Origin of the sequence: Streptomyces sp. NPDC006544, assembly GCF_040611715.1 — a bacterium.
Classification (GTDB): domain Bacteria; phylum Actinomycetota; class Actinomycetes; order Streptomycetales; family Streptomycetaceae; genus Streptomyces.
The window spans coordinates 1-2,195 of the sequence record NZ_JBEXOV010000207.1 but is presented as its reverse complement, the minus strand read 5'-3'; the positions used below and the strand labels follow the sequence as shown (position 1 = coordinate 2,195).

Below are 2,195 nucleotides of genomic sequence, written 5' to 3'. Positions count from 1 at the left end.
CGATCCGACAACCGCTCGCCCGCAGACGACTTCACCTGCCCCGCCCTCGCCACAACCCAACCAACGAGCCCGAGACACCTAAGTCACCAGCATTGGGCTTAGGCCGCGGCCTTGGCGTTCGCAGCCGCCGCGGCGGTGCGGTACTGGTCGTTAAGGCGCTGCGCTTCCTCAAGCTGGTCTTCCAGGATCACGATCCGGCAGGCCGCCTCGATCGGCGTCCCCTGATCGACGAGCTCCCGGGCCCGGGTGGCAATGCGCAGTTGGTAGCGGGAGTAGCGGCGATGGCCGCCGGCGGAGCGGAGCGGGGTGATGAGGTGGGCGTCTCCGATGGCGCGGAGGAAGCCTTGTGTGGTGCCGAGTATTTCGGCGGCCCGACCCATGGTGTAGGCGGGGTAGTCGTCGTCTTCGAGACGGCCGAGCGAGTTATCTACTGTCATCGCACCTCTCTCTGGAACGCGGAGGGGCCCTGGTGCCTATGGCACCAGGGCCCCGAAGGAACTGACTACACCATCTGCCGGCCCTGGAACTGCGCCGGCCTACTTCTTTCCGCGTGCCTGGCCCGACTGCTGCCCGAGGCGCGGGGATCGCGGTTGCTTGACCGGAGACCACCTCACAAACGATGTCCTGCGGTACCCGGACGCAACATGCCGCCCGGGCGATCCTGATGATGCTGCCACTCCTCCGTTCATCCCTCGTGATCAACTACTTATGCGGGGGAATGCGTACTGCTGGTACTACCCGTACTGCGTACTGCTGGGTGATGCGAACTGCGGATACTTCACTCACTTACTGCTGTACTGCGAACCGCTTGTACTGCTCGCGCGGCCTGACCGAGCGCCACGTTCCGGCAGCCAGCCCCGTCGCCTGTCCTGCGTCCACTCTGGCTTAGAACCCCACTACCGAACCTCCCGGTGGGCGCGCCCGCAGCCGACGCCTTCACCGAGGAACTGCTCTCACTGACTTCACTGCTGGGTACTGCCTACCGCGGGCACTGCTGGCAACTACTGGTACTGCGAACTGCCTGAACTGCTGGTACTGCGAACTGCACTTACGGGTACTGCCACCTGCGCTAACCGCGGTACTGCTCACGGCGGCCCCTGATCACTGCGGGCCACCCGGTCCGGCCGCCAGTCCCGTCGCCATCCTGCACAAGCCCGGCTTCGACACTCCACGACCACACCGCACTGCTGCACTGCAACTACCTGTACTGCGGGTACGACTGCCAGGCAGTTCGTCCCTGCCCGGCCTGCTGTCTCTCTGGGCTACGAGAGAAACCATAACCACGCCACAGCCCAATGTCTACTCCGGTCACGACAGATTTCCGTGCGTTCGGCAGGGAGATAATCGACCTCGAACAACGACGAGCCTCACCTCGCCGCCATCAGGCCCACCGCCCAGGCGCTCTTCGCACGCCGATCAGCCAGCCCGACTGTCCAGTGCGGCTGATCCTTCAGGCGCTGCGGGGCTTGCGGCTCGCAGTCTTCTTCGCGGCCTGCTCCTTGGCCTGCTCCTTGGCCGCGTCGTCTTCTTCGTGGTCTTCTTCGCGGGGAGGTCGTGCACCGTGGCGTCCGGGCCCCTGCGGGCGGCCTTGGGCTCGCTCACGGACCGCTCGAGCACCGCCATGAGGTCGACGACCTGAGCAGAGGCCGGCGCGGGCGCTTCGACCGGTTCGAGGCGGGCGCCCGCGGCCTTGGCCTGGATCACCTTCTCCAGCGCCTCGCGGTACTCGTCGCGCAGCTCGCTCATATCCGTGCCCGACAGGGTCTCGGCGAGGGCGACGGCCGCGTCTACCTCCTTCTCCGACACCGTGGCGTCGGGGACGTCGACCTGGGAGGCGGACCTGATCTCGTCCGGCCCGGCCACCGCCAAGCGCTGAATGGTGCTCATGCCCGGTCAATACCGGGGCCGCGCAGAAGCGACACGGCCCTGCCCCGAAACCGCCTCGGACGAGTGGCTTTCTACACAAGTTCGGGAGTCGTTTGCCGACGGCTTCGGAGGCACATCGCAGGTCCGCTACATGATCAATGTTGATGGGTTCGGGAGGCGCTGCGTGCCGCGCGGGACCTGCTGCCCAACCCGGGCTGCTCGATCGCGCAGCTACTAGTGTCCTGCGCCAGAGATCCGTCGGCAGAAGCGGGCGAGGGAGTCCAGGATCTCCTCGGCTGTCTTGGTCCAGATGAACGGCTTGGGGTCTT

Annotated in this window: 2 protein-coding genes; both read right to left on the bottom strand. The window is 66.2% G+C overall.

Annotated elements, in window-relative coordinates:
* Positions 1-98: 98 nt before the first annotated feature.
* Positions 99-437, bottom strand: a complete 339-nt coding sequence (locus ABZY44_RS37540; RefSeq protein ID WP_356662015.1) for a MerR family transcriptional regulator — start codon at positions 435-437, stop codon at positions 99-101.
* Positions 438-1,416: 979 nt separating this feature from the next.
* Positions 1,417-1,887 (bottom strand): hypothetical protein, encoded by a 471-nt coding sequence (locus tag ABZY44_RS37535; RefSeq protein WP_356662013.1) that lies wholly within the window; start codon positions 1,885-1,887, stop codon positions 1,417-1,419.
* Between the last annotated feature and the right edge of the window lie 308 nt (positions 1,888-2,195).

Coding starts and splice junctions, on each gene's coding strand:
- ABZY44_RS37535 (WP_356662013.1), bottom strand. CDS start 1,887: ATGAGCACCATTCAGCGCTTGGCGGTGGCCGGGCCGGACGAGATCAGG.
- ABZY44_RS37540 (WP_356662015.1), bottom strand. CDS start 437: ATGACAGTAGATAACTCGCTCGGCCGTCTCGAAGACGACGACTACCCC.